The 25,786-nt window shown below is 64.1% G+C and carries 24 protein-coding genes; 15 read left to right on the forward strand and 9 right to left on the reverse strand.

Translation table 11 applies throughout. The features are described 5' to 3' along the window. Positions 1-5: 5 nt before the first annotated feature. Together gatA and gatC are read right to left on the reverse strand one after the other, a co-directional pair. Entirely contained in the window at positions 6-1,457 is a 1,452-nt protein-coding gene (gene gatA / locus EV669_RS03495; RefSeq protein ID WP_055433943.1) for an Asp-tRNA(Asn)/Glu-tRNA(Gln) amidotransferase subunit GatA, read from the reverse strand. 106 nt (positions 1,458-1,563) lie between these two features. Next, positions 1,564-1,851, reverse strand: a complete 288-nt coding sequence (gatC, locus tag EV669_RS03500; protein WP_054285218.1) for an Asp-tRNA(Asn)/Glu-tRNA(Gln) amidotransferase subunit GatC — start codon at positions 1,849-1,851, stop codon at positions 1,564-1,566. 193 nt (positions 1,852-2,044) lie between these two features. Between gatC and EV669_RS03505 the strand changes: the two genes are divergently transcribed. The 6 genes from EV669_RS03505 (at position 2,045) to EV669_RS03530 (ending at position 8,541) form a co-directional block, all read left to right on the forward strand. Continuing rightward, on the forward strand, positions 2,045-3,088 hold the full coding sequence (locus EV669_RS03505; RefSeq protein WP_054285219.1) for a rod shape-determining protein: 1,044 nt from the start codon (positions 2,045-2,047) through the stop codon (positions 3,086-3,088). 45 nt (positions 3,089-3,133) lie between these two features. Continuing rightward, positions 3,134-4,033, forward strand: coding sequence for a rod shape-determining protein MreC (gene mreC, locus EV669_RS03510; protein WP_132097892.1), 900 nt, complete (start codon positions 3,134-3,136; stop codon positions 4,031-4,033). Then, a complete protein-coding gene (gene mreD, locus EV669_RS03515) occupies positions 4,033-4,536 on the forward strand; it encodes a rod shape-determining protein MreD (protein ID WP_054285276.1) in 504 nt (167 codons plus the stop codon). The genes mreC and mreD overlap by 1 nt, the downstream gene beginning before the upstream one ends. A 6-nt stretch (positions 4,537-4,542) precedes the next feature. Next, positions 4,543-6,504, forward strand: coding sequence for a penicillin-binding protein 2 (gene mrdA, locus EV669_RS03520; protein ID WP_055433941.1), 1,962 nt, complete (start codon positions 4,543-4,545; stop codon positions 6,502-6,504). Then, entirely contained in the window at positions 6,485-7,579 is a 1,095-nt protein-coding gene (gene rodA, locus EV669_RS03525; protein ID WP_132097893.1) for a rod shape-determining protein RodA, read from the forward strand. The genes mrdA and rodA overlap by 20 nt, the downstream gene beginning before the upstream one ends. A gap of 95 nt (positions 7,580-7,674) precedes the next feature. Then, positions 7,675-8,541: a sterol desaturase family protein gene (locus tag EV669_RS03530; protein WP_132097894.1), complete on the forward strand. Its 867-nt coding sequence runs from the start codon at positions 7,675-7,677 to the stop codon at positions 8,539-8,541. Positions 8,542-8,588: 47 nt separating this feature from the next. Here the strand turns inward: EV669_RS03530 and ccsB are convergent, their stop codons facing one another. The 3 genes from ccsB to EV669_RS03545 form a co-directional block, all read right to left on the reverse strand. After that, positions 8,589-9,737: a c-type cytochrome biogenesis protein CcsB gene (gene ccsB, locus EV669_RS03535; protein WP_054285277.1), complete on the reverse strand. Its 1,149-nt coding sequence runs from the start codon at positions 9,735-9,737 to the stop codon at positions 8,589-8,591. Then, positions 9,737-11,755 (reverse strand): cytochrome c biogenesis protein ResB, encoded by a 2,019-nt coding sequence (locus tag EV669_RS03540; protein WP_132097895.1) that lies wholly within the window; start codon positions 11,753-11,755, stop codon positions 9,737-9,739. The genes ccsB and EV669_RS03540 overlap by 1 nt, the downstream gene beginning before the upstream one ends. Before the next feature lie 74 nt (positions 11,756-11,829). Continuing rightward, complete coding sequence (locus EV669_RS03545; protein WP_054285225.1) at positions 11,830-12,447, reverse strand: c-type cytochrome; 618 nt, start codon at positions 12,445-12,447, stop codon at positions 11,830-11,832. A gap of 91 nt (positions 12,448-12,538) precedes the next feature. Here EV669_RS03545 and yihA point away from each other — a divergent pair, with 91 nt between their 5' ends. Then, positions 12,539-13,207, forward strand: a complete 669-nt coding sequence (yihA, locus tag EV669_RS03550) for a ribosome biogenesis GTP-binding protein YihA/YsxC (RefSeq protein ID WP_054285226.1) — start codon at positions 12,539-12,541, stop codon at positions 13,205-13,207. Positions 13,208-13,391: 184 nt separating this feature from the next. Here yihA and EV669_RS03555 read toward each other — a convergent pair whose 3' ends face one another. The 3 genes from EV669_RS03555 to EV669_RS03565 are packed head-to-tail and all read right to left on the reverse strand — an operon-like array spanning position 13,392 to position 15,593. Continuing rightward, complete coding sequence (locus EV669_RS03555; RefSeq protein ID WP_054285227.1) at positions 13,392-14,258, reverse strand: septal ring lytic transglycosylase RlpA family protein; 867 nt, start codon at positions 14,256-14,258, stop codon at positions 13,392-13,394. A gap of 38 nt (positions 14,259-14,296) precedes the next feature. Continuing rightward, positions 14,297-14,761: a tRNA (uridine(34)/cytosine(34)/5-carboxymethylaminomethyluridine(34)-2'-O)-methyltransferase TrmL gene (gene trmL, locus EV669_RS03560; RefSeq protein ID WP_132097896.1), complete on the reverse strand. Its 465-nt coding sequence runs from the start codon at positions 14,759-14,761 to the stop codon at positions 14,297-14,299. A 55-nt stretch (positions 14,762-14,816) separates the two neighbouring features. Continuing rightward, entirely contained in the window at positions 14,817-15,593 is a 777-nt protein-coding gene (locus EV669_RS03565) for a ComF family protein (RefSeq protein ID WP_318271297.1), read from the reverse strand. Here EV669_RS03565 and bioB point away from each other — a divergent pair. The 8 genes from bioB (at position 15,592) to EV669_RS03605 (ending at position 24,710) form a co-directional block, all read left to right on the forward strand. Next, positions 15,592-16,575 (forward strand): biotin synthase BioB, encoded by a 984-nt coding sequence (gene bioB / locus EV669_RS03570; RefSeq protein WP_132097897.1) that lies wholly within the window; start codon positions 15,592-15,594, stop codon positions 16,573-16,575. The genes EV669_RS03565 and bioB overlap by 2 nt on opposite strands. Before the next feature lie 45 nt (positions 16,576-16,620). Further along, positions 16,621-17,772: an 8-amino-7-oxononanoate synthase gene (gene bioF / locus EV669_RS03575; protein ID WP_132097898.1), complete on the forward strand. Its 1,152-nt coding sequence runs from the start codon at positions 16,621-16,623 to the stop codon at positions 17,770-17,772. Then, positions 17,769-20,654, forward strand: a complete 2,886-nt coding sequence (locus tag EV669_RS03580) for a putative bifunctional diguanylate cyclase/phosphodiesterase (protein ID WP_318271298.1) — start codon at positions 17,769-17,771, stop codon at positions 20,652-20,654. The genes bioF and EV669_RS03580 overlap by 4 nt, the downstream gene beginning before the upstream one ends. Then, positions 20,647-21,282, forward strand: a complete 636-nt coding sequence (locus EV669_RS03585) for a class I SAM-dependent methyltransferase (protein WP_054285231.1) — start codon at positions 20,647-20,649, stop codon at positions 21,280-21,282. Before EV669_RS03580 ends, EV669_RS03585 begins: the two co-directional genes overlap by 8 nt. After that, positions 21,279-22,046, forward strand: coding sequence for a pimeloyl-ACP methyl ester esterase BioH (gene bioH, locus EV669_RS03590; protein ID WP_132097899.1), 768 nt, complete (start codon positions 21,279-21,281; stop codon positions 22,044-22,046). Before EV669_RS03585 ends, bioH begins: the two co-directional genes overlap by 4 nt. After that, positions 22,043-22,951, forward strand: a complete 909-nt coding sequence (gene bioC, locus EV669_RS03595) for a malonyl-ACP O-methyltransferase BioC (protein WP_054285233.1) — start codon at positions 22,043-22,045, stop codon at positions 22,949-22,951. The genes bioH and bioC overlap by 4 nt, the downstream gene beginning before the upstream one ends. Positions 22,952-23,041: 90 nt before the next feature. After that, positions 23,042-24,001, forward strand: a complete 960-nt coding sequence (locus EV669_RS03600; RefSeq protein ID WP_132097900.1) for a patatin-like phospholipase family protein — start codon at positions 23,042-23,044, stop codon at positions 23,999-24,001. A 52-nt stretch (positions 24,002-24,053) separates the two neighbouring features. Continuing rightward, positions 24,054-24,710: a glutathione S-transferase family protein gene (locus EV669_RS03605; RefSeq protein WP_132097901.1), complete on the forward strand. Its 657-nt coding sequence runs from the start codon at positions 24,054-24,056 to the stop codon at positions 24,708-24,710. Positions 24,711-24,712: 2 nt separating this feature from the next. On the opposite strand, the gene dinB is transcribed toward EV669_RS03605, so the two are convergent. Next, positions 24,713-25,771, reverse strand: coding sequence for a DNA polymerase IV (gene dinB, locus EV669_RS03610; RefSeq protein ID WP_055433932.1), 1,059 nt, complete (start codon positions 25,769-25,771; stop codon positions 24,713-24,715). Positions 25,772-25,786 lie beyond the last annotated feature (15 nt).

Consider the following 25,786-nt stretch of genomic DNA (forward strand, 5'->3'; position numbering starts at 1 on the left):
TGCCCTTACAGCACCGGACGGCGCGCGTGCCAGTCGGTGGCCAGCTGGAACTGGTGGGCCACATTCAGCATTTTGGCTTCGCTAAAGTAGTTGCCCACGATCTGCAGACCTACCGGACGACCGTTACCCGCAAAGCCAGCCGGCACGCTCATGCCCGGCAGCCCAGCCAGGTTGATCGATAGCGTGTAGATGTCGGACAAGTACATCTGTACCGGGTCATCCGCCAGCTGACCGATGTCGAAGGCGGCGGTGGGGGCCACCGGCCCCAAGATGACGTCGCAGCGCTCGAACGCCTTACGGAAGTCGTCGGCGATCAGGCGGCGGATCTTCTGCGCCTTCAGGTAATAGGCATCGTAATAACCATGGCTGAGCACATAGGTGCCTACCAGAATGCGGCGCTTCACCTCGTCGCCGAAGCCCTCGGCCCGGGTACGCTCGTACATGTCCACCAGATCGCTGTACTCGGCCGCACGGTGGCCATAGCGCACACCGTCGTAGCGACTGAGGTTGGAGCTGGCCTCGGCCGGTGCGATGACGTAGTAAGCCGGGATGGAAAGACGGGTGTTGGGCAGCGAGACCTCTACTACTTCGGCACCTAGCTGTCGCAACGTATCGATGGCCGACTGCACGACCTGGGCCACGTCTTCGGACAAGCCCTCGGCAAAATATTCCCGTGGCAGCCCCACCTTCAGCCCGGTCAACGGTTGCTCCAGCGACCGGGTGTAGTCCTCGGGCGCGCGCTCGAGGCTGGTGGAGTCGCGGCTGTCGAAGCCGGCAATCACGTTCAGCAGCAGCGCGCAGTCCTCCGCGGTCTGGGCCATCGGCCCGCCCTGATCGAGCGAACTGGCAAACGCCACCATGCCATAGCGGCTGACGGTGCCGTAGGTAGGCTTGATGCCGGTGACGCCGCAATGGCTGGCCGGCTGGCGGATCGAGCCACCGGTATCCGTCCCCAGCGCGGCCGGAGCCAGCCGTGCGGCCACTGCCACCGCCGAACCACCGGACGAGCCGCCCGGAATGGCATTGAAGTCCCAGGGGTTCTTGACCGGACCGTAGTAGCTGTTCTCGTTAGACGAGCCCATCGCGAACTCGTCCATATTGGTGCGACCCAGCGTCACCATGCCCGCGGCACGGCAGCGCTCCACCACATGGGCGCTGTAGGGCGCGACAAAGTTGTCGAGCATCCTCGAACCACAGCTGGTCTTCCAGCCTTCCTGGCAGAAAATGTCCTTGTAGGCGAGCGGTACGCCGGTGAGCGGGCCGGCCTCGCCGGCCGCACGCGCAGCATCGGCCGCACGCGCCTCCTCCAGCGTCTTCTCGCCGTCGATGGTGATGAAGGCATTGAGCGCCGGGTTCAGCGCCTTAATGCGGTCCAGATACTGGGTGGCAAGCTCCACGCTCGTGACCTCACCCGAAGTGAGGTGGCGCGACAGCTCCTTGAGAGTGGCATTGATCATGTAGGGTGACTTCCGCAAGAACGGCACCTGCCGACAGGCAAGCGCCCGGAAAGGGTTGGCCGAAGAGGCACGCGTCGGGAACCAATCCAGACCGGCCCCCTCAGTGTCATTCGATGACCTTCGGCACCAGGAACAGGCCCTTCTCCACCTGCGGGGCCACCGACTGGAAGGCCTCGCGGCGGTTGGGCTCGGTCACGGCATCCTCGCGCAGTCGCAGGAACACGTCCTGCGGATGCGCCATGGGCTCAATGCCGTCGGTATTCACTGCCTGCATTTCCTCGATCAGTCCGAAAATGCCGTTGAGTTTTTCACTGGTGGCCGCGATTTCGTCTTCGGTGACCGCGATGCGGGCCAGCCGGGCGATGCGTGCCACATCCTGATGCGTCAGGGACATGAACACCTCGTCAAAACCGTTAATTTTTCAAGTTTTATAGGGTATCATAGGCCGTTTGATTCACCCAAGATCGACAATGCGCAACGCTTGCCGGCGCCGTCCCTTTCGGCGGGCGTCCGGCAGCGGGTGATGACCCGATATTCCCGGGGCCGGGACGCCAGCCCACCCCGCGCAACCGAACCCAGGATCGCCAATGTTTCGTTCGCTCACCGGTTACTTTTCCAACGATCTCGCCATCGACCTCGGCACCGCCAACACCCTGATCTATATGCGTGGCAAGGGCATCGTCCTTGACGAGCCTTCCGTGGTGGCCATTCATCACGACTCCCCCACCAACAAAAAGTCCATCCTGGCGGTGGGCATCGAGGCCAAGAAGATGTTGGGCCGCACCCCGGGAAGCATTCAGGCCATCCGTCCGATGAAGGATGGTGTGATCGCCGACTTCACCGTCACCGAACAGATGCTCAAGCAGTTCATCAAGAAGGTTTCGCCCAGCCGCTTCTTCACCGCCAGCCCCAGCATCGTGATCTGCGTCCCCTGCGGGTCCACCCAGGTGGAACGCCGCGCGATCAAGGATTCGGCCCTCGCTGCCGGCGCGCGGCGCGTGGAGCTGATCGAGGAACCGATGGCGGCCGCCATCGGCGCCGGCCTGCCGGTCGAAGAGCCCACCGGCTCGATGGTAGTGGACATCGGCGGCGGCACCACCGAAGTGGGCGTAATCTCGCTGGGCGGGGTGGTGTACTCCAATTCGGTAAGGGTGGGAGGCGACAAGTTCGACGAAGCCATCATCAACTACATCCGTCGCAACTACGGCATGCTGATCGGCGAAACCACTGCAGAGGAAATCAAGAAGACCATCGGCTCCGCCTTCCCGGGCGCCGAGGTCCGCGAAATGGAAGTGAAGGGCCGCAACCTGGCCGAGGGCATTCCGCGCTCGTTTACCGTTTCGTCGAACGAGATTCTGGAAGCGCTGACCGAGCCGCTGAACCAGATCGTGTCCGCTGTGAAGATCGCCCTGGAGCAAACCCCGCCGGAACTGGGTGCCGACATTGCTGACAAGGGCATGGTGCTGACCGGAGGCGGTGCACTGCTCAAGGACATCGACCGTCTGCTGGCCGAAGAGACCGGCCTGCCGGTGTTCGTGGCCGAAGGCCCGCTCACCTGCGTGGTCCGAGGCTCGGGCAAGGCCCTCGACAAGCTGGGCAAGATCGGCACGATCTTCACCAACGTTCCCTAACCCGCCTGCCGTACCGCCGTGCCGCAAGGCGCGGCGGCCTGCCTGATGGATTTCGCCAACTCGCCCAGCTTCTTCCGGCACGGCCCGCGCCCTGGCGCGCGCGCCGCACTCTGCGCCTTCCTGTCGCTGGCCCTGCTCATCGGCGATAGCCGCTTCGGCCTGATGGAGCGCACACGGGAAGGCTTGTCGGTGGTGCTCTATCCGCTGCAATGGGCCGTCAACCTGCCGGTGTCCGCAGCCCGCCACGCCAGCGATTTCTTTACCACCCAGACCACGCTCAAACTCGAGAACGATGCCCTGCGCACCCGGGAGCTGGCCATGGCCAGCCAGTTGGCCAGGCTGAGGACGCTGGAGCGCGAGCACGCCGAGCTGCGCAGCCTCAATGCCCTGCGCGACCGCATGCCCGGCGCGGGTCAGATGGCAGAAGTGCTCTACACCGGGCGCGACCCCTTCTCCTACAAGCTCATCATCGACAAGGGCCAGGACGCCACTGTGCGCGCGGGGCAACCAGTAGTGGACGGGGACGGACTGCTGGGACAGGTGACGCGCACCCAGCCGCTGACGGCCGAGGTAACGCTGATCACCGACAAAAGCCTGATGGTACCGGTGATGATCGAGCGCACCGGGGTGCGGGCGATTCTCTACGGCTATGGAGGGGGGGTGGACCTGCGCTTCCTACCCGCGCACGCCGACGTGAACACCGGCGACATACTGGTCACTTCCGGCATCGACGGTGTCTACCCGGCGGGGCTGCGAGTGGCCCGTGTGGTCCACGTGGAGCGCAACACGGGCTCGGCCTTTGCCCGCCTGACGGTGCTGCCGCTGGCCGGGGTACAGAAAAGTCGCTTTGTGCTGGTGATGCAGACACGTAGTGACATGCCGGCACGCCCGGCGGCCTCCGCGCCTGCGGCCGAAGCGGCCGGGCGAGGCCACAGGAGGAAATGATGGCCCTGGATCGCCCGCATGAGCTGCTCAAGCCGGTCAAGCGCCGCTTCATCGCGCTCACCTTCTTCTTGGGGCTGTTGGTGGAGTTGATTCCGCTTCCGGCCGGCTCCACCCGCTGGCTACCGGACCTGATCGGGCTGGTACTGCTTTACTGGGTCATCAACCAGCCGCGACGGGTGGGCGTCGGCACCGCCTTCTTCGTTGGCCTGATCGCTGACGTGGCCACGGCCGGCCTCTTCGGTCAGCACGCCCTGGCCTATAGCCTGACCGCTTATTTCGCTCTCAAGCGCCAGCGCCAGTTGGTGATGTTCACGTTGGGGCAGCAGGCGCTGGCTGTCGGCGGGCTGCTGTTTGCCAACCAGCTGATCATGATGCTGGCCCGACTGCTGACCGGTTCGGCCTTCATTGGGTTCAGCTACTTCTTGCCTCCGGTGATCGGCATCCTGCTCTGGCCGCTTCTGACCAAGCTGCTGCTGCTGCCCTACCGGCAGCACACCGCCTGACCGCCCATGCGCCCCAGCCGTCTCAAGAACGCCCAGGCCGAAGAAAGCCAGCTGCAGTTGCGGTTGCTGGTGGTCTACGCCTTCATCCTGCTGATGTTTGCCCTGCTGGTGGCGCGCTTCGTGTGGCTGCAGGTGCTGCAGCACGACCATTTCTCCACCCTGGCCCAGAACAACCGCATCTCGCTGGTACCGATCCAGCCCAGCCGTGGCCTGATCTACGATCGCAACGGGGTGGTGCTGGCCCAGAACTATTCGTCGTACACGCTGGAAGTGGTGCCCAGCAAGACCGCCGACCTGGAGGCCACGGTACACGCCTTGGGCGAGCTGGTAGAGATCACGCCGCGTGATATGCGCCGCTTCCGCAAGATGCTGGCGGAAAGCAAGGATTTCGAGGCGGTTCCCCTCAAACTGAAGCTTACTGACGAAGAAGCCGCACGCTTGGCGGCCAACGTTTGGCGCTTCCCCGGGGTGGAAGTGAACGCGCAGCTTTTCCGTGACTACCCCTACCGCGAGCTCACCAGCCACGTGCTGGGCTACATCGGCCGCATCAACCCCAAGGACAAGGAAAGGTTGGCCGAAGAGGAAAAGACGGCCAACTACCGCGGGGCCACACACATCGGCAAGACCGGCCTGGAGAAAATCTACGAGGACGTGCTGCACGGACAGGCAGGCTTCGAGGAAATCGAGACCGACTCCGCCGGTCGCGCCATCCGCAGCGTGCGCAGCACTCCGCCTGTGAGCGGGCACAACCTCAAGCTGGCGCTGGATATCCGGCTGCAGGAACTGGCGGACAAGCTCTTCGGCCAACGTCGTGGCGCCGTGGTAGCCATCGACCCCCAAACTGGCGGTGTGCTGGCCTTCCTGTCCAAGCCCGGCTTCGATCCCAACCTCTTCATCGACGGCATCGATCCGCAGACCTGGAACACGCTCAACACCGACTGGCAGAAGCCGATGGTGAACCGCGCACTGCGCGGCGTGTATCCGCCGGGCTCGACCTTCAAGCCCTTCATGGCCATGGCAGCCCTGCAGTCGGGTGCGCTGACCCCCGGCCAGATCCTGCCGGCTCCCGGCTACTTTACACTGCCCGGCTCCAACCACCAGTTCCGGGACAGCGTGCCCAGCGGCCACGGTGCGATCAACCTGAGCAAAGCGATCGCCGTTTCCAGCGATACCTTCTTCTATCGGGTGGCGTGGGATATGGGCATCGACCGCATCCATCCGTTGGTCAGCCAGTTCGGACTGGGCAGCCTGACGGGCATCGACCTCGACGGCGAGGCACGCGGCGTCCTGCCGTCCAAGGAATGGAAGGCCAAGCGCTTTGCCAAGAGCCGGGAGGAGGTACGCCGCTGGTATCCGGCGGACGTGGTCAGCGTCGGCATCGGTCAGGGCTTCAACGCCTACACGCCGCTGCAGATGGCCAACGCCACCGCCATCCTTGCCAACGATGGCGTGGTCTACAAGCCGCACCTGGTGAAGGAAGTGGTCGACACCAAGACCGGGCAGATCCGGCGTGTGGAACCCAACCCGCTGCGGACCCTGCCGTTCAAGAAAAGCTACTACGGCGTGGTGAAAGAAGGCATGGCCGCCGTAATGCGCCCCGGCGGCACCGCGTGGCGCCTGGGCGTAGGCCTCAAATATGCCATGGCCGGCAAGACCGGTACCGCACAGGTGGTGCAGATTCGCCAGGGGGCCAAGTACAACGCCGCTGCCCTGGCCGAACAGTACCGCGACCATTCTTGGTTTATTGCCTTCGCCCCGGTGGAAAAACCACAGATCGCCCTGGCGGTGATCGTCGAAAATGCGGGGTTCGGGGCCGCCGCCGCCGCACCGATCGCGCGCGCCCTGTGCGACTTCTACCTAACCGGTGTGGTGCCGCCCGAACTGAAGGGTCAGCTCAAGACCTTGCCGCCCGAACCGGCCGAACAGGACAAGAAGGACACTGCCTCCCATGCAAGCCTCGCTGGTTAAGCGCCTCTGGTACCTCATCAAGGAACCGCTCGACGGCTGGTTGATGCTGCTGCTGGGCCTGATCTTCGTGCTCAGCCTGTTCGTGCTCTACTCCGCCTCAGACCAGACCTTCCAGAAGATCGACAACAAGCTCGTCTACACCGTACTTTCACTGGTGGTGATGTGGCTGGTAGCCTCCACGCGCCCGCACACGCTGATGAACTTCGCTCCCCCGATCTATGCGCTGGGGCTGCTGTTATTACTGGCGGTGCACTTTGCCGGGGTGACCGTCAACGGCTCCACCCGCTGGCTGGAGCTGGGAGTGACGCGTATCCAGCCTTCGGAGATCATGAAGATCGCCCTGCCGATGATGCTGGCCTGGTTCTTCCAGCGCTTCGAGCTATCGCTGCGCTGGTGGCATTATCTGATTGCCTGTGCCCTGATCGCCGCGCCGGGCCTTCTGGTGCTCAAGCAGCCCGATCTGGGCACGGCCACCCTGATCATGGCGGCCGGCTTCTTCGTGCTCTTCTTTGCCGGGCTATCGTGGAAGGTGATTCTGGCGGGTTTGGTGGCTTTTGCCGCCAGCCTGCCGATCGTGTGGAACATGCTGCACGACTACCAGCGCAAGCGTGTGCTGACACTGATCGACCCGATGCAGGATCCGCTCGGGGATGGCTACCACATCATCCAGTCGATGATCGCCATCGGGTCGGGGGGCCCCTGGGGCAAGGGCTGGCTGAACGGCACCCAGACGCATCTGGACTACATCCCGGAGCGCACCACCGACTTCATCTTTGCCGTGTACTCGGAAGAGTTCGGGCTTGTCGGCAACATCGTGCTCGTGCTGCTCTACCTCCTGATCATCAGCCGTGGGCTGGTCATCACAGCGCGTGCGCCCACGCTCTACGGACGGCTGATGGCTGGGGCGCTTACCCTGTCCTTCTTTGTCTACGCCTTCGTCAACATGGGCATGGTGGCAGGCATCCTGCCAGTGGTGGGCGTGCCGCTGCCGTTTGTTTCCTACGGGGGCACCGCCACGGTCACCCTGTTCATCGGCATGGGCATGCTGATGAGCATCGCCCACCAGCGCCGTTGAGTGCGCCATCCCGGTTGCCTTACCTCACGCCCCCGCCTACCATAGAGTCAGAGCTCTAACCCGGCGACGATCGGGAAACGCGCGAGGAGAGAGGGATGGGCATGAACGTGGAGTGGCTGCTGCTGGCACTGGCGCCGGTGTTCCTGCTGTGTGTCGCTTGGGAAGCGTGGTGGTGCCAACGGCGGGGGCTTGCCTATTACGATTTACGCGACACCCTGTGCAATGCGGCACTGGCGCTACTGCATCAAGGCGCGGATAAGCTGGCCTGGGTGTTCGTGCTGCCGGTGTACGCCTGGGTGTATCAACACCATCGCCTGCTGGAGCTCGCGCCTGGCTGGGCCAGCTTCCTGCTGCTGTTCCTGGCACAGGATTTTCTCTACTACTGGTTTCACCGTGCCAGCCATCGTGTGCGCTGGTTGTGGGCGGCACACAGCGTGCACCACAGCTCGACCCGGATGAACTTTTCCACCGCTTTCCGCCAGAGCCTGATGTATCCGGTGGCCGGCATGTGGCTGTTCTGGCTGCCGCTTGCCTGGCTCGGGTTTCCGCCGCAGCAGGTGGTGGGGGTGGTGCTACTCAATCTGGCCTTCCAGTTTTTTGTACACACGCAGACTGTGCCGCGGCTGGGCTGGCTGGAAAAGGTGTTCAACACACCTTCCATCCATCGCGCCCACCATGCCTGCAATCCCTGCTACATCGACCGCAACTACGCCGGCGTGCTGGTGATCTGGGACCGACTGTTCGGTACCTACGTCGATGAGTGCGACAGTGAGCCCTGCCGCTATGGCACCGTGACGCCGGTGAACAGCCACAATCCCCTCATCGTCACCTTTCACGCCTGGCGCGCCTTGCTGCACGACCTGATACGGGCACGCCGCCTGGGCGAAGTCGTGCAGGTACTGTTCGGCCCTCCGGAGGCCACGGAACGGCGGCCCCCTGCCCCGGTGCGCGACCGCCCATGAAAAACCCCCGCGTAGCGGGGGCATCATCAACAGGGTTGGCCGAAGCCTCAGAGCGTGCCGTAGGAATGCAATCCTGAGAGGAACATGTTCACGCCCAGGAAGGCGAAGCTGGTTACGAACAACCCGCCCACGGCCCACCATGCCAGCGGCGCACCGCGCCAGCCCTTCACCAGACGGATGTGCAGCCAGGCTGCGTAGTTGAGCCAGACGATCAACGCCCAAGTTTCCTTCGGGTCCCAGCTCCAGTATCCGCCCCAGGCATCCGCCGCCCACATCGCCCCAAGGATGGTGGCAATGGTAAAGAACAGGAAGCCCACGGCAATCGCCTTGTACATCACCTCGTCCAGCACCTCGGCCGGCGGCAGGCGGCTGGCCAGCCAGCCGCGCATTACCATCAGCTCGGCCACGCCCAGCATGGCCGCAATCGCGAATGCCCCATAACCGATGAAGTTGGCCGGCACGTGGATCTTCATCCACCACGACTGCAGCGCCGGAATCAGCGGCTGAATCTCGTGAGCCTGGCGATCGAAGGTGTACCAGAGGATGAAGCCGACCGCAGCCGACACCACCAGCAGCACAAAGGCCCCCATCTGGCGCGCGGCAAAACGGGCTTCGTAGTAAAGATACATCAACGCCGTGATCAGACAGAACAGCACGAACACTTCATACAGGTTGGAGACAGGGATGTGCCCGATGTCCGGGCCGATCAGGTAGCTCTCATACCAGCGCGTGAACATACCCGCCAGACCCGCCACGGAGGCACTCCAGGTCAATCCGGCCGCGATACGCCCCAACAGCTCGGAGCGCTGCAGCAGTGCCATCCAGTAAAGCAGGGTGGCTAGGAAGAACAGCGTGCACATCCACATGATCGACGACTGGCTGGAGAGCAGGTACTTCAGCCCGAAGGCCGTCTGTGCACGCCCCAGGTCGCCCTGATAGAGGCCAATGGCCGCCAAAGCCACCAGACCGGACAGCGGGAAGTACCAGCGCCAGGCTTTCCAGAACCATCCCAGCCCGATCAGGCCGATCGCGCTGCCGGCCAGAATGCCGGCCTCGTACCCATCCAAGTAACTGCCGTAACGATAGAAGGTAAAGACTGCCGCCGACAGCACCAGCAGGGCATACAGCCAGTCAGTCAGCCGCAACTGCCGGTAGAAGGGCGGCTTGGGATCGAAAGTAGTAGAAGCCAGTTCCATCATGCACCTCGTACGAGCTGTTGCAGCGCTTTGGCATGCCGGGCAAAGTCCGCGTCCAGATCCCGGTTGTGCCGGTTGGACGTCAGAGCCAGGCGGGTTTCTCCGTTGCGCACCCGGATCCAGATGCGCACTTCACGGATATAGAACATCAGGATGATGCCGATCACCAGCATCAGCGACCCGAGATAGACGAGCGTCTTGCCCGGTGAGCGCGTCAGCTGCAAGCCGGAGGCCTGCACCTGTTGGAAGCCTTCCAGCTGCAGGAAGAGCGGCGCCCGATAATCGTTGAGCGCGCTGGTAGCTACCAGACCATCCAGCAGGAAACGGTAGGTGGCCTTGTCGCTGGGTGGAGGGGGAAGGCCAGCACGGGCATTGGCCACGGCCATCACATCCGGCACCGTGCCCTGAAGGATCTTCACATAGGTCTGTGCCACTTCCGCGCGCTTCTCCTTAGGCACCCGCTCGTCCAGAAACTTCTCCAGTGCGACAAATCCGCCCTGGGCAAACCGCGCCAGAATCCATTTCACGCTGTTCTCGAACTCGCCCTGCATCTGGGCGCTGATCGCGTTGCCAGCACGCGCGCGCGCGCCGGTGCGACGGGCGATCTCGTCGTAGAGCGACGGGTCCAGCAGGGCGGAGCGCAGGCGCATGAAGGTGGCCAACGACTGGTCTGCATCCAGCGGCAGGCGCAGATACTGGAACGGCTCGGACACCTGGCTGCGCATGCCTGCAACCAAGTAGCTGGCCCCCTCCTCTTGGAAGGGCGCCATGTAATGCTGGAACTCGGTCGCTTGGCCTTGGGCATCACGCAGCTTGAAAGTAATGCTGGGGCCGAGGTTCTTCAGGTTCTTTTCCTGCTTCACTTCGCGGGCGTCGTGCATCCGCTCGGCCAGGCTGCGGCTCGCGGACTGGGGCTTGCCCCCCATCTCCTCGATGTTGAACACCCGTAGCTCGCCGAACTCCAGAGCATAGCTCTGGCCATTGACACGCAGGGGCTGGGTGGCCAGCGAAGTACCCTCCAGCTTGACCGGTTGCGCCTGCGGAGCCGCCAGATTCCAGGCTTTGAACTCCAGAGGCGAGCCACCATCACCGAAGCTTGCCTGATAGATGGCCACGCCGTCGACGACAAGCGGATGGTTCACCTTGACGGTCGCGGCCGTCTCCTTGCCGGTGGCCTTGTCGGTCACCACGATGTCGCTGGCAAACAGCTTGGGCATGCCGTTGCTGTAGTAATCGACGTGAAACTTTTTGAGCGTGACGATGAAGGGCAGTTCCTGAACCAGATAGCCCTTGCCGCTGTTGAGGAACACCACGTCGGCGCTGCGCGACTCGCCGATGGTCACATTACCCCGGAAGGACAGGTTCCCGCTGCCCAATCGGCTGTGGGCGGGAATCTGCGACTGCGGCAGATCGCGAGTCTCGGGCACCACCGTGCCGAACAGCTCGCCCAGCTTCAGCGGCAGGTTGCCATCCATGAGCCCGCCGATGCAGATCACCACCAGCGCGATGTGGGCAAAGAAGTAACCCAGCTTGTTGGCCGCGCCCTTCTTGCCAGCCAGAACCCAGCCATCCTCCCGCTCGCCTGGCCGCAGACGGAAGCCCTGAGCGGTCAGATAGCGTCCTGCTGCCTCGCGGTCGACCTCGCCCGCCACAAGCGTGGAATGTTTCATCAGCTCCAGCGAGGTATCCGAAGCCTTCTCGCGAAAACTCTTCATCTCCCGCAGGAAGCCCGGGCCGTTGCGCACGATGCACAGCGAGGTGGAGACCACCAGAAAGGCCAAGATGGTGAGGAACCAGCCCGAGTGGTAGACGTCGTACAGCCCCAGCCATTCGAAGGCTGTGAACCAGAACTGGCCGAACTCGAAGGCATAGTTGGGATAGGGTTCGTTCTGCTTGAGGACGGTGCCGATCACCGAAGCGATGGCAATGATGGTCAGAAGCCCGATGGCAAAGCGCATCGAACTGAGCAGTTCGTAGACCTTGTAGGCCAGCCCAGGCTGGCGGCGTGATGGAGTCATGTTTCTTCAGAACGAAAAAGGGAAGCCCGCCGGGGGGCCTCCCTTTTGAACGCAGGCGGGCACAAAAGTTGCGCTCAGCGCAGGCCCGAGATGTATTCCGCCACAGCCTTCATTTCGGCATCGCTCATGCGCGACGCGATCTCGGCCATGGTCTGGTTCTTGCGCTCGGTCCCGGCCTTGAAGTCGTTCAGTTGCTTGAGCACGTAGGCAGCATGCTGGCTGCCCAGGCGCGGGAACTGTACGGGGATGCCCTTGCCGGCCGGACCGTGGCAGGCCATACAGGCCGGCACACGGGTGAGCGGGTTGCCACTGCGGTAAATCTGGCGACCGAGATCCATCTGGGACTTGTCGGATGCCTCGCGCGGCTTCACGCTCTGGCTGCCGAAGTAGGCAGCCACGTTGCGCATGTCGTCCTCGGACAACGGAGCGGCCATGCCCATCATGATCGGGTTCTTGCGCACCCCAGCCTTGAATGCCTGCAGCTGCGCATAGAGGTACGCAGGATGCTGGCCGGCCAGCGTCGGGTTGGCCGAAGCCACGCTGTTGCCGTCCGCTCCGTGACAGGCCGCACATACCTGCTCGGCAATCTGTTTGCCCTTGGCCACATCGGCGGTCTTGCCGGCCGGTGTTGCAGCCAGCGCACTGCCGGCCAGGACAGCCGCAGCCAGCGCCAACAGCCTCTTACCTTTCATGATCGCTCCTTGAGAGAGATTGCGTAAATATCTGTAAAAGTGGCAATTTCAAACCTGTTATTCTATACCAGTTGCCTTCGACCTTACCACTATGTCTATTTTTCAGAACGCGCGCTTTTATACCACCGTCAATCATCTCAAGGACTTGCCCCCCACCCGGGCGGAAATCGCCTTCGTGGGCCGCTCCAATGCCGGCAAGTCGAGCGCGATCAACACCTTGTGCAACCGGACCCGTCTGGCGTTCGTCTCCAAGACGCCCGGTCGTACCCAGCATATCAACTTTTTCGAACTCGGCGATGCCTGCTTTCTGGTTGACCTGCCCGGTTATGGCTACGCAGAGGTGCCCGAGGCGATCCGCACCCATTGGGTGGAACTGCTCGGACGCTACCTGCAGACACGCCAGAGCCTGATCGGACTGTTGCTGATCATGGATATCCGTCATCCGCTGCGGGAGCTGGACTGGAAGATGGTGGAATTCTTCGGCGCGACCGGCCGACCGCTGCACATCCTGCTCTCCAAAGCCGACAAGCTATCGCGGCAGGAGCAGATGAAGACGCTGGCAGCCGTAAAGCGCGAACTGTCGGCCTATCCGTCGGTATCGGTGCAACTCTTCTCCAGCCTGAAAAAGCAGGGAACGGAAGAGGTGGAAAAAGTAGTGGGGCACTGGCTGGCCACGCTGAACCTGCCGGAAAACCAGGCCGAAGATGGAGAAAGCCTAGCGGGCACACAGCCAGACGGAACTTTGCCGGACAGCGACTGACCTAACCTTCAGGTGTATTCACCTCCCGCTACCTCCCTGAGCGGGTGCCTTGTTCGAAGGCCTTTTGCCCCCCGGTCACTACCGTATCCGCCGGGGGCTTTTTCTTTTCCACAAAGCCAGGACGGGGCAGCAGAAAAAAAGCGATGCCTCAGGCATCGCTTTTTCTGTAGCGGGGAAGCGAGGCTTACATTGCCACCGTTTCCACCGCGAGGGATTTGGCCACGGTGCGCATGGCGTCATCGGAGGGGAAGGGCCCCAGGCGGACGGCATAGGCCCCGTCACGGTTGACGATACCGAGCTTGTCGTCATAGGTATCATCCAGGCGCTCAACCAGCTTGCGCACATGCGCTTCTGCATTGGAGAGCTTGGCGAACACACCCAGCTGCAGGTAGCGCGACGCCTTCTGCAGCGGGCGCGCTTCCACCGTCTTCAACAGCGATTCGGCAGCGGGCTTGGCCACCATCAGGTCACGACCCTCATCCGGCTGTACCTGTTCCACCTTCACCGGGGCGCTGCCCTGGCTGATGAAACCCAGCTTGTAGGCGGCCGCGTACGACAGATCCATGATGCGGCTCTTGTGGAACGGGCCGCGGTCGTTGATGCGCACGATGACCGACTTGCCATTCCGGAGGTTGGTCACCCGGGCGTAGCTCGGGATCGGCAGGGTGGGGTGTGCGGCGGTCATGGCGAACATGTCATAGCGTTCACCCGACGAGGTCTTGCGACCGTGGAACTGCTTGCCATACCACGAGGCCTTGCCCTTGACCTCGTAGTCCTTGACGTCGGTGACAGGGCGATACCGCTCGCCCAAGGCCGAATACGGCAGGTTGGCCGAACGGATCAGCGCCTCCTGCTGCGGAACGGCATCCGGGACCAGATCCAGATTTACCGGAATGTGGTCGGCCGGACCGTCGTTCTGGAAATACGCGCCGCTGCGTGCGGCGGTCTTCTTGGACTGGTTGCTTGCGCTAGCGGTCTTGAACGTACTGCTACACGCCACCAGCGTGAGACTGACAAACATCAACCACAGCCATCGGAAAAAAGTCTGCATTGAACTTCCCTTATGCTGTTGGCCAACCTCGTGAACTGTCAGCTCCCCCCATCGAACCCGTTCTGTCTCCAGGCTTCGAAGACGGTCACGGCCACGGCGTTGGAGAGATTCATGCTCCGCGAGTGAGGCCGCATCGGCAGCCTGACGCGCTGCCCGGTTGGCAGGCTTTCCAGCACTGCGTCGGGCAGACCCCGAGACTCGGGGCCGAACAGGAATACATCACCTGGGCGAAAGCCAATCCGGTCATGCCTTACCGAACCCTTGGTCGTGGCAGCAAAGATGCGTCTGCCAGCCAGGGCCTGCAGGCAGGCTTCCCAATCTTCATGCACGACCAGCGGCGCGTACTCGTGGTAGTCGAGTCCGGCACGGCGCAGCTTGGCGTCGTCCAGCGGGAAGCCCAGCGGCTTGACCAGATGCAGTTCACAGCCGGTGTTGGCACATAAACGAATCACATTGCCCGTGTTGGGCGGAATTTCCGGCTGAAAAAGAACAACTGTGAACATCGTTGGCGGAGGGGATTGTTTCAATTAATCAAAAATTTGGTCAAGTAAACGGCGTTCATGCGCGGGCGAGCACCCATGCCTCGACCCGTCTTGCACCCTGTTTTTTGACCGCTTCGGCCAAGGCTGAGAGGGTAGCACCCGTCGTGGCGACATCGTCCACCAGCAGCACGTCAAGCCCGTCCAGACGGCGTTTTACGCCAAATGCATCCTTCACATTTCGGTAACGTTCGGCACGTTCGAGCTGTGCCTGGAAGGGAGTGTTGCGTTTTCGCCAACAGATGTTGGCCGAAAACCGGATCTGCATTGTACCAGCGAGCGCCCGAGCCAGCTCTTCACTCTGGTTGAACCCACGCTCGGCAAGTCGTTCTTTTGACAATGGAACAGGGAATATCCAGTCGATTTTAAAGCCTTTTTCGCAGACTGGGGGCACGATCAGGCGGCTCAACACCCCTGCCAGCTCCAGCCGTTTTCCGTATTTAAAAGCATGGATGAGTCCGGAAAGGGGGTAGCCAAACTGCCATGAAACGTGTAGGGCATCGAAGGACGGCGGATGGCGCTGACAATGGCCGCACACCCCCGGAGCGGGCATGGGTTGCGCGCAGTGCCGACAACGGTTCTGTGGGTGACGCGGAAGCATATCTAGACAGGCCGGACAGAGTCCGCCGGGGGCGGGTGATGACTTGCAGAGCACACAAATTTGCTCAAAAAAAGAGCACTTGTCAACAACAATGCCAGCAATATTTGACAGCAAAAACCCCTTCACGGCACGATGCCTCCGACTCTTTATATAGATGTGTATTGCACAGCCCTTTTCCCTGTCAGGAGCCATCATGCAATCGTCCCCAATGGTTTTCCAGTCCCCAGCCACCTTCCATCCGGAGAGTGGTCTGTGGAGTGCCGAAGAGGTTGAGCAGCTTCTGTCGCTGCCCTTCATGGAGCTGGTATACCGTGCCGCCGAAATCCATCGACAGTTCTTCGATCCGAGCAAGGTGCAGCTCTCGACGCTAGTGTCCATCAAGACCGGAGGCTGCCCCGAGGACTGCGGCTACTGTCCGCAGTCGGTGCATCACGACACGCCGGTGGAAAACCAACCGATGATGACGGTGGAAGAAGTGATAGCTGCTGCACGGGCAGCCAAGGCCAACGGCGCCGGGCGATTCTGCATGGGTGCGGCCTGGCGGGGGCCGAAGGATGCCGATCTTGAGGCCACGCTGGCCATGGTTCGCGAAGTGAAGGCGCTGGGGCTGGAAACCTGTGCCACTTTCGGCCTGCTGCGGGACGGCCAAGCGGAAAAGCTGAAGGCGGCTGGCCTCGATTATTACAACCACAACCTGGACACCGCGCCCGAGAAGTACGCCGACATCATCCAGACCCGCGAGTACGAGGACCGGCTGGACACGTTGGGCAAGGTGCGCAGTGCGGGCCTGTCCGTGTGCTGCGGAGGGATCGTGGGCATGAACGAGACCCGCACCGACCGCGCCGGGTTGATCGCCCAGCTGGCCAACCTCGACCCACAGCCGGAATCCGTACCGATCAACAGTTTGGTGAAGGTCAGCGGCACACCGCTCGAAGGGGCAGAGCCGCTGGACTGGACCGAGTTTGTGCGTACCGTGGCGGTGGCCCGCCTGACGATGCCACGCAGCTTCATCCGCCTGTCGGCGGGCCGACGCGAAATGCCGGAGGCGATGCAGGCGCTGTGCTTTCTGGCAGGCGCCAACTCCATCTTCTATGGCGACAAGCTGCTGACCACCGGCAACCCCGAAGTGGACGCTGACCGCACACTCATGGCAAAACTCGACCTCTCGCCGTTCTGAGCCTGCGTCGGAGCGGTCCTTCGGCCAACCTGCGAAAGATGTCGCATGACCCCTTCCGAACTCGGCAGCCGCCTGACGGCGCTGGAACAGGCAGGGCGCCTCAGACGGCGCCCCCTGCTTGACGGGCCACAGCAACCCGCCTGCCAGCTGGACGGTGCGCCCACACTGGCGTTTGCCAGCAACGACTACCTGGGCCTAGCGGCACACCCGCGGCTGGCTGCGTCGATCGAGGCGGGTTTGGCACGCTACGGCAGCGGCGCGGGCGCCTCGCACTTGGTGGCGGGCCACAGCCGCGCCCACGCAGAGGCGGAAGCCGCCTTTGCCGACTATGCCGGGCACGAAGCTGCGCTGCTGTTCGGTTCCGGATACAGCGCCAACCTGGCCGTGATCACCAGCTTGGCCGGGCGCGGTGATGCGGTGTTCGGGGACCGGCTCAACCATGCCTCACTCAACGACGCGGCACGCTTGTCACGGGCCACCTTCCGCCGCTTTCGCCACAACGACCCGGACCATCTGGAATACCTGCTGAAGAACACCCCGGCCGCCAGCCGGCTGATCGCAGTGGATGCCATCTACAGCATGGACGGCGACGAAGCCCCGCTCGAGGCACTGCTAGCGTTGGCCGAGCGCCACGATGCCTGGCTGTATGTGGACGATGCGCACGGCTTCGGAATACGGGGCGGGGGACGAGGCAGCCTGGCAGGCGCAGGGCTGGAAAGTCCGCGCCTGATCCATCTGGCCACGCTGGGCAAGGCCGCCGGCCTCTACGGGGCCTGCGTTGGCGGTAGCCGGCTGCTGGTGGACTGGCTGGTCAACACCGCACGGACCTACATCTACACCACTGCCCAGCCCCCTGCTCTGGCCCATGCGGTACCGGAAAGCCTGGCCCTGATCGCTGACGCGGACGACCGCCGGCAGCAGTTGGCCGGCCACATCGATCACCTGCAACAGCGGCTGCATTCATTAGGAATGCAACTAATTCCTTCGCGCAGTCCGATACAAGCGCTTATCATTGGGGCCAACACACAGGCGCTGGCATGCGCGGAGCGGCTGAGGGCCCAAGGCATCCGGGTACCGGCCATCCGTCCACCCACCGTACCGGAGGGTACAGCGCGACTGAGGATCTCGCTGTCTGCAGCACACCGGCCGGAAGACATAGAAAGGTTGGCCGAAGCGCTGCACCAGAGCCTGTTGTGAACGGGGCGCACACACAGGCCGACGCAGCGGCCAACAACGACTATGATAAATCCATGAACAGCCCGGCCGAACACATCCATTCGCTCGAACATGCCGCACGCCAGGCGGCAGAAGTGCTGCTGGCTGAAAGCGGACTGGCCAGCGTGGCCGTCTGGGCCCGGCTGGGCAGCCTCTGGCAGCGGCTACATGCCAGCGGCCCTCAGACCGACCTGCCCCTGCCCGAGTCACTGGAAAGTGGTGTGGCGGTTGCAACCGGCTTCGGGGCACTGCCGCTCGTGGCAGGCAGCACCCGTCTGGGCTGGCTGGTGTGGGAAGGCGAGGCGCCGGCCTGCCTGTCGCAGGTGGCGGCGCTCTTCTGCGGCCACCTCGAAGCCGCACGGCTGTACGCCGAGCAGACGCTCAACCGGCTCACCCACGACACCCTGCTGGACATCAATCGCCTGGCAGGGGAGTGCGCGGCGCTGGAACCCTTCCTGGCCCAGCTGCACCAGCTGATGGCACGCATGCTGGATGCGCCGCACTTTCACATGGCGCTCTACGACGAGGACAGCGGCCAGGTCCGCTATCCCATCTACATCGATGCAACCGGTCAGGAGACCCCGGCGGCCGAACCCTATGCCGTCCAGCCCCCGGGATCCCCCACCGTCTACCTGATGCGTCAAGGCGACATGCTGGTGCTGGGCGCGGCTCAGCTGCGCAGCCTGGCCAAGGAGCAGGGCATGGTTCTGCCCGGGCACGTGCCGGCGCACTGGATGGGTGTGCCACTGTATGCGGCCTCCGGTGCCGTCATCGGCGCGGCGGTCACCAGCCGTGACGGCCGGCAGCCCTTCACCCAGCGCGAGCAGGCACGCTTTCTGTTCATTGCCCGCCACATCGGCTTCGCGCTGGATCGTGTGCTCTACCGCCATCAGGTGGAGCGCCAGGTGTGGCAGCGAACGGCCGAGCTCGAAGGCGTTAATGCCCGCCTGCGTGCCGAGGTAGCCGAGCGCAAGCGCGCCGAGCAGTTCCAGAACGTGCTTTACCGGGTGGCCGAGCTCTCCAACACCAGCCTGTCGCTGGAGGCCTTCCTGGCTGGGGTGCACCGCCTGCTCTCCGAGCTGGTGGATGCGCGCAACTGTGTCGTAGCGCTCTACGACAGCGCGGCCAACCTCATCCACTTTCCCTATTGCGCCGATGCCCAGGCACGCCTGCTCACGCCGCGCCCCCCCGGGCGCGGCCGCATCGAGCGCGTGCTGCACAGCGGGCGTGCCCTGCTGATCGAGCGCGGCAGCCACAACCCCTTGGCGCATGAAGAGGCCGACCCAGCCCCACACAGCTGGCTGGGAGTGCCGCTCTACTGTGGCAATGACCTTCTAGGCGTGCTGGCGGTGCAGAGCTATGACACCCGCACCGCCTACACCTACCGTGACCAGGAAGTGCTGGAATACGTGGCCAACAACATCGGTACCGCCTTGGCCCGGGTGCGGGCGCTGGAAGAACTGCAGGTGGCCTACAACGAGTTGGAGCAGCGGGTGCGCGACCGGACCAGCGAACTGGACGCTGCCAATGCCCAGCTGGAATTCGACAGCCAGCACGATCCGCTGACCCGCCTGCCAAACCGCACCTTCTTCGCCAAGACGCTGCGTGGCGCGTGGGATGCATTTCTGCACGCGCACGGTCCGCGCTTTGCGGTGCTGTTCATCGACCTGGACCGTTTCAAGCTGGTCAACGATACTCTGGGCCACCTGGCTGGTGATCACCTGCTGCACGAGGCAGGCAACCGCATCCGCCATTGCCTGCGGCATGGGGACTTCCTGGCCCGGTTGGGGGGTGACGAGTTTGCCGTACTGCTCTTCGATGTGGACAGCCTGGAAGGGTGCGAGCAGATTGCCCGCCGCATCGTGGCGGAATTCGACCGGCCGGTGATCCTCGCAGGGCGCGAGGTCTTCACCACCGCCAGCCTCGGGGTGGTGATCGCGGATCGCGAACACTACCGGGATGCCGAAGAGCTGCTGCGCGATGCCGACCACGCGATGTACCGTACCAAGCAGCAGGGCCGCCACGGCTACACGCTGTTCAACCACGAACTGCGCCTCGACCAGGCCGACCAGCTGGCATTGGAAACCGAGCTGCGTCGGGCTCTGGAAGAGGACGGACAGCTGGTGCCGTACTTCCAGCCTTTCGTTGACGCCTGCAGCGGCCGGCTGGTCGGCTTCGAGTCCCTGGTACGCTGGCGCCATCCCACGCGCGGTCTGCTCTGTCCGGCCCTGTTCCTGCCGATCGCGGAGGAGAGCGGCCTGATCACGCGGCTGGACCGCTACATGATCCGCGCCGCCAGCCGCCAGCTGGCGACGTGGCGCAGCGAAGGGCGGGTAGACGAGAACATCACCCTGCACATCAACCTGTCTTCGGCCAACTTCCACGACACAGGACTGGTGGAGTGGCTGGAAACGCTGATCGACGAGTACGCCCTCCCGCCGTCCATGCTGCATCTGGAGGTGACCGAAAGCGCGCTGATTGACGTGCCGGACACCGCCGCCACTGTCATGCAGCGCCTGCAGGCGCGGGGGGTGCGACTGGCGCTGGACGACTTTGGCACCGGATATTCGGCGCTCTCTTACCTGCATCGCTACCGCTTCGACGTGCTCAAGATCGACCAGTCCTTCGTGTTCGAGGTGGACCGCAAGGAGGAGTCGGCCGCGATCGTGCGGGCCATCCTCGCGCTCGCCGCCGCGCTGGGGCTGGACGTGGTCGCCGAAGGCGTGGAAACCGCCACGCAGGTGGCTCGGCTAACCAATATGGGATGCGCCAAGCTGCAGGGTTATTACTTCGGGCGGCCAGCGCCGGCCGACGAGATCGACTGGGCTAGGCTGGGCACGCCGGAGCGGATGGCCCATGCCTGACCTGGCCACCCGCTTCAACCGCTGGCGTTACTCGCTGTATGCGCCGTTCTACGATGGCCTGGCGCGGGTCTTCGCTCCGCAGCGCAGGCGTGCCCTGCAGCTGCTGGCGCCGCGTCCGGATGCACCGCTGCTGCTGGTGGGCGCCGGCACCGGCCTGGACTTGGAGTTCATCCCGCGTGCCTGCAAGGTACACGCGGTGGACATCAGCCCGGCCATGATCGACCGCCTGCGCGCACGGGCGCGTCGGCTGGGCCAGCCGGTCGAGGCCGAAGTGATGGACGTGCAGGCGCTGCGCTTTGCCGATAACGGGTTCGACACCGCCGCGCTGCATCTCATCCTGGCGGTCGTCCCCGATCCGGTAGCCTGCCTGCGGGAGGTGGAGCGGGTACTGCGGCCCGGAGGCCGCGCGATCGTGTTCGACAAGTTCCTGCAGAAAAACCGCCGTGCCGGGCTGCTGCGGGCTTCGGCCAACCTGGTAACCCGCCTCATCGCCACCGACATCAACCGGCGACTGCCCGACATCGTGGCGCAGACCGGCCTGCATCTGGTCCACGAGGAGGCCGCCGGGCTGAACGGCTTCTTCCGCATTGCGCTGCTGGAGAAACCAGCCGCGCGCGACAGGGCATGATGCTGCATACCGAAACGCTGGGGCGTGGCCCGGACGTCGTTTTCCTTCATGGCTGGGGCCTGCATGGTGGCGTGTTCAGCCGACTGGCCCGGTACCTGGCAGACAGCGGGCTGACCGTGCATCTGGTGGACCTGCCTGGCCACGGCCACACCCCCGCCGAAGCCACCTTCGATATCGCCCGGATCGCCGATCAGTTGGCGCTCGCCTTCCCTCTGCCTGTGCAGGTGGTGGGCTGGTCGCTGGGCGGGCTGGTGGCCCAGCACTGGGCCGCCCGCCATCCGGATACGGTGCGCAGCCTATCACTAGTAGCCACCAGCCCGCGCTTCGTGCGCAGCGCCGATTGGCCCCACGCCCAGCCGCGCGAGGCGATCGAAACCGTAGGTCATAACCTTGCTACCGACTTCGAGGGAACGCTGCGCCGCTTCCTGGCGTTGCAGACGCTGGGGGCCCCGCACGCCCGGCAGACGCTGGAGGCGATGCAGTCCCTGCTGTTTGCACACGGTCGACCGCAGGGCCTGATGCCAGCGCTGCAGGCCCTGCTGGAAGCGGATGCACGTGCCGTGGCCCCCGAGATCGCCTGTCCCACCGGGCTGTTCTTTGGGGCCAGGGACGCCATCACTCCCACCGGCGCAGCACGCTGGCTGGCGCACACGCTGCCCGATGCCCGGCTGCACCTGTTCGCTCAGGCCTCGCATGCCCCATTCCTTTCACACGAGTCCGACTTCATTGCCGCACTCGCCCCCCATCTGGACCTTTTTGCATGAGCCAAGACTTCTACACTGACAAGGCGCGTGTGCGCGCTTCCTTCGACCGGGCGGCACGCCGTTACGATTCCGCGGCCGTCCTGCAGCGCGAAGTATCCGATCGCATGGCCGAGCGGCTGGAAATGATCAAGACCACCCCGTTGTGCATCCTGGATGCGGGCAGCGGCACCGGCTATGGCGCGGCCGCCCTGCGCCAGCGCTACACGGACGCGCGGGTGGTGGAACTGGACCTGGCCCCGGGCATGCTACTGGCCTCGCGCAGCAAGCAGACTGAATCGGCCGGCTTCTTTGGACGTCTGCTGGGCCGCGTGTCGCCCTGGCAGGTGTGCGGCGACCTGGAGGCCCTGCCGCTGGCCGACGCTAGCGTGGACATGATCTGGTCCAACCTCGCCCTGCAGTGGGTGAACGAGCCGGACACGGTCTTTGCCGAGTTCCGGCGCGTGCTCAAGCCCGATGGCCTGCTGATGTTTTCCACGCTGGGTCCGGACACGCTGATGGAGCTCAATGCCGCGTTCGGTGGTCTGGACGCGGCCACCCATGTCAACCGCTTCATCGACATGCACGATCTGGGCGATGCGCTGGTACGGGCCGGCTTTGCCCTGCCGGTCATGGACATGGAGAAACTGGTGCTCACCTACGACACGGCACGCGCGGTGATGCAGGACCTGAAGGCGATCGGTGCACACAACGCCACCGCCGGGCGCAAGCGCGGCCTGATGGGCAAGCATGCCTGGCAACGGGTGGAGGCGGCGTATGAAACGTTCCGCCGCGATGGGAAACTTCCGGCCACCTACGAGGTCGTTTACGGACACGCCTGGCGCGGCCAACCGAAGAAGGCCGATCGCCTGCCCGATGGCAGCCAGGTGATCCAGTTCGAACGCAGCACGCCGCCACGCGCGGACTGATTTACCGGGGGCGGCCCCTTCGGCCAACCTTTGGACGGGCCGGGTGCGGTAGGACCCGGTTTTCCTTTTCCGACATTCAAAACACGATCCATGAAACGCTTAGCCGTACGCCTTGCACCTTGGGCCCTGGCCTTGGGGCTGGCTGCCTGTGCAACCCACTCGCCCACTCCGCCGTCCACCACCGTCCCCGCCGCCCCGACGACCGCTACCCTTCCTCCGCAGATGCCGCCACCAGCGCCCAAGCCGCTGCCCAAGCCGCGAGTGGCCCTCGCACTGGGCGGTGGCGCCGCCAAGGGCTTCGCCCATGTGGGGGTGATCAAGGTGCTGGAGGAGAACGGCATCTATCCGGACATCGTCACCGGCACCAGCGCCGGCAGCGTGGTGGGCAGCCTTTACGCCTCGGGCTACAGTGGCCTGGCGCTGCAGAAGAAGGCCACCCAGCTGGACGAAACCGACCTGACCGACCTGGTCATTTCTTCGCGCGGGTTTATCAAGGGGGAGCGGTTGGCCGGCTTCATCAACCGTGAGGTGGGCAACCGTCCCATCGAAAAACTGAAAAAGCCGTTCGGCGCGGTGGCCACCGAACTGGACACTGGCCGCAAGGTGGTGTTCCGCAGCGGCAACACCGGACAGGCGGTGCGTGCATCGGCCAGCATCCCCAACGTGTTCCAGCCGGTGCTGATCGGACGGCGCCAGTATGTGGACGGCGGCCTGGTCAGCCCGGTGCCGGTGTCGGCGGCACGTGAGATGGGCGCGGACTTCGTGATTGCGGTGGACATCAGCGCGCGGCCGCGGGCGGGTGCCGCCACCGGCTTCCTCACCATCCTCGACCAGAGCCTCAACATCATGAACGTGTCTGCACTGGTACAGGAACTGCGCCAGGCCGATGTAACCATCCGGCCACAGGTGCAGAACATCGGCTCCGCCGCATTCGAGGCCCGCAGCCAGGCCATCCGTGAAGGCGAGAAAGCCGCACGCCAAGCGGTACCGATCATCCAGAAGCTGCTGCAGGCACGGGCGCAGTCGATGGCGCAGGCCGCAGCAAAGTGATGGCATAATCGGCGCCAGCGGCGTTCATGCGCGCCGGTTCAGAGGAGGCTTCATGATCACGCTGTACGGCAGCCCGATTTCCCCGTTCTACAACAAGGTCAAGATCGCGCTGATCGAGAAGGGCGTGAACTACGAAGAGGTGCTGGCGCCCCCCTCGCAGGAGGAGCCCTTTCTCGCCAAGAGCCCGATGGGGAAGATTCCCTATGTGGAGGTGAATGGCCATCCGATTGCGGAGTCGACGGTGATCCTGGAATGGCTGGAAGATGCCTACCCCACGGCCAGTCTGCTGCCGCCCACCCCCAACGGCCGGGCCCGGGCGCGCGAGCTGGCCACGCTCCTGGACCAGTACGCCTTTGGCAGCTGCAAACCGCTGATCGACCACCTGCTGTTCCAGGCACCCCTGTCCGAGGACAGCCGTGGTGCAGCGCTGGCCGGCATCGAGCGGGCACTGGCCGCGATGGTACGCCGCCGTGCCAGTGAATCCACCTGGCTGGCCGGCGACTGCTTCGGCTATGCGGACATCTCCGCCGCAGCCATTCTACCGGCGCTCTCCTTTGCCTCGCGCCGCCTCGGCAGCCAGGATCTGGTGGCTCAGCTGCCGGGGCTGCCCGCCTACCTCGACCAGCTGCGGCAGCGCCCGAGCGTGGCGCGCGCCTGGGCGGACCGCGATGCCCAACTGGCGACGCTGCTCGCCGGTCACAACGGCTGACGCTAGAGGGTGTCGAACAGTGGCAGCTGCCTCGGCAGCTGGCCCTCTTCGGCCAACCTGACCCCTACGCCCAAGAGCCGTACCGGTTGCGCCTGCCGGGCATAACCCGCTTCCAGCAGGCAGGCCAGCCTGGCCAGCTCCACGCCCTGCGCCGACTGCTCCACCGTGGTCTGCGTGAAATCGGCAAACTTGAGCTTGACCACCAGCCCCCGCACTGCCGGCTCCCCGGCCCGCACCAGCCGCGCCCGCAGTCGGTCGATCAGGGGCGGCAACTCGGCCAGACAGTGCTCAAGATCGGGCAGGTCCGTCGGATAGGTTTCTTCCACGCTCACCGACTTGCGTACTCGGGAGGGGTTCACCGGCCGGTCATCCTCTCCCCGCGCCAGCGCATGCAGCCGCTCGCCGTAGCGTCCGAACTCCCGCACCAAGTCGGCCAGTGACCAGCGTGCCAGATCGGCGCAGGTGAGGATGCCCAGACTGTTGAGCTTGCGCGTGGTAACCGGCCCTACCCCATGGATGCGGCCCACCGGCAGGGCCGCCACGAAGGCGGCCACGTCACACGGGCGAATCACCAGCTGGCCGTCAGGTTTGTTCCAGTCGCTCGCTACCTTGGCCAGAAACTTGTTGGGGGCAATGCCGGCAGAGGCGGTGATGCCCACCTCCTCCCGGATGCGGCGGCGGATCTCCTCCGCCATCAGCGTGGCGCTGCCGCCCAGATGGGGTTGTCCACTTACGTCCAGATACGCCTCGTCCAGCGACAAGGGCTCGATCAGATCGGTGTAGTCGCGGTAAATCCCCGTCACCTGCGCGCTGGCTTCGCGGTAGCGAGCCATGTCGCCCGGCACGATCAGCAGCTGCGGACAACGCTTGAGCGCTTGTGCCGAAGACATGGCCGAACGCACCCCATAGCGGCGGGCAATGTAATTGCAGGTGGCGATGACTCCGCGTGCATCGGGGCGGCCACCCACGGCCAGCGGTATGCTGCGCCAGGCGGGGTTATCGCGCATTTCCACTGCGGCATAGAAGCAGTCGCAGTCGACGTGGATGATTTTCCTGGTCACAACGGCAGGCCGGGC

The sequence above is a fragment of the Gulbenkiania mobilis genome (genome assembly GCA_004346645.1).
Taxonomy (GTDB): Bacteria; Pseudomonadota; Gammaproteobacteria; order Burkholderiales; family Chromobacteriaceae; genus Gulbenkiania; species Gulbenkiania mobilis.